The sequence below is a fragment of the Bacillus sp. AY18-3 genome, from assembly GCF_008042305.1.
Classification (GTDB): domain Bacteria; phylum Bacillota; class Bacilli; order Bacillales; family Bacillaceae_G; genus Bacillus_A; species Bacillus_A wiedmannii.
The window spans coordinates 1-1,833 of sequence record NZ_QKQR01000054.1; the positions used below are offsets into that span (position 1 = coordinate 1).

The 1,833-nt window shown below is 39.6% G+C and carries 2 protein-coding genes and 1 pseudogene; all 3 read left to right on the plus strand.

Annotation, left to right across the window (positions count from 1 at the left end; translation table 11 throughout):
* Positions 1–1,404: Cna B-type domain-containing protein (locus DM800_RS28410; protein ID WP_255447114.1), on the plus strand; the 1,404-nt coding region annotated here is incomplete at its 5' end.
* Between the two features lie 121 nt (positions 1,405–1,525).
* Positions 1,526–1,573: pseudogene (locus DM800_RS29805) on the plus strand (Cna B-type domain-containing protein); the annotation flags it as partial.
* A gap of 129 nt (positions 1,574–1,702) precedes the next feature.
* Positions 1,703–1,833, plus strand: a 131-nt coding sequence (locus tag DM800_RS29810; protein WP_255447115.1) for a Cna B-type domain-containing protein, incomplete at its 3' end; no start/stop codon positions are given.

The following is a 1,833-nucleotide window of genomic DNA, read 5'->3' on the forward strand; positions in this document are numbered from 1 at the left end:
GGAGTAGCGTACAAGTATGAAGTGAAAGAACAACCAGTAGCCGGATATGAATCCAAAGTAAGTGGTACTGATATCACAAATACAAAAGTAGGCGAAACAAAAGTAGAAGGAACGAAAACATGGAAAGACGATAACGCGAAAGATCGTCCGGAAATGATCAAGGTGGATCTTTTACAAAATGGTAAAGTAGTAGACACAAAAGAAGTAACAGCGGAAACAAACTGGAAGTATACGTTTGAAAAACTCCAAGCATACGATGCAAACGGAGTAGCGTACAAGTATGAAGTGAAAGAACAGCCAGTAGCCGGATATGAATCCAAAGTAAGTGGTACTGACATCACGAATACAAAAGTAGCGAAATTGACAGTAGAAGGAACAAAAACATGGAACGATAACAACGCAACAGATCGTCCAAGCACAATCAAAGTAGACTTGCTACAAAACGGAAAAGTAGTAGATACAAAAGAAGTAACAGCGGCAACAAACTGGAAATATGCATTTGCAGATGTAGAAGCATATGACGCAAATGGAGTAGCGTACAAGTATGAAGTGAAGGAACAGCCAGTAGCAGGATATCAATCTGACGTACACGGTTATGACATCACAAATACAAAAGTAGGCGAAACAAAAGTAGAAGGAACGAAAACGTGGAACGATAATAACGCAACAGATCGTCCAAGCACAATCAAAGTAGACTTACTACAAAACGGAAAAGTAGTAGATACAAAAGAAGTAACAGCAGAAACAAACTGGAAGTATACGTTTGAAAAGCTCCAAGCATACGATGCAAATGGAGTAGCGTACAAGTATGAAGTGAAAGAACAAGCAGTAGCCGGATATGAATCCAAAGTAAATGGTACTGACATCACGAATACAAAAGTAGGCGAAACGAAAGTAGAAGGAACAAAGACGTGGAACGATAACAACGCAACAGATCGTCCAAGCTCGATTAAAGTAGACTTACTACAAAACGGAAAAGTAGTAGATACAAAAGAAGTAACAGCAGCAAGTGAATGGAAGTACATGTTTGAAAAACTGCAAGCATACGATGCAAACGGAGTAGCGTACAAGTATGAAGTGAAGGAACAACAGGTAGCCGGATACAAGTCTGAATTAAAAGGTTATGACATCACAAATACAAAAGTGGGCAAAACAAAAGTAGAGGGAACGAAAACATGGAACGATGATAATGCGAAAGATCGTCCGGAAATGATTCAAGTAGACCTTTTACAAAATGGTACAGTGATTGCGACGCAAGAAGTAAGCAAAGCAACAGGCTGGAAATACGAATTCAAAGATTTAGCAGCATATGATGAAAATGGAGTAGCGTACAAGTATGAAGTGAAGGAACAACCAGTGGCAGGATATGAATCCAAAGTACTGACATCACAAATACAAAAGTAGGCGAAACAAAAGTAGAAGGAACGAAAACATGGAAAGACGATAACGCGAAAGATCGTCCGGAAATGATGCAAGTGCGACGCAAGAAGTAAGCAAAGCAACAGGCTGGAAATACGAATTCAAAGATTTAGCAGTATACGATGCAAACGGAGTAGCGTACAAGTATGAAGTGAAAGAACAACCAGTAGCAGGATACCAATCTGACGTACACGGTTATGACATCACAAATACAAAAGTAGGCGAAACAAAAGTAGAAGGAACGAAAACATGGAAAGACGATAACGCGAAAGATCGTCCGGAAATGATTCAAGTAGACCTTCTACAAAATGGTACAGTGATTGCGACACAAGAAGTAAGCAAAGCAACAGGCTGGAAATACGAATTCAAAGATTTAGCAGTATACGATGCAAACGGAGTAGCGTACAAGTATGA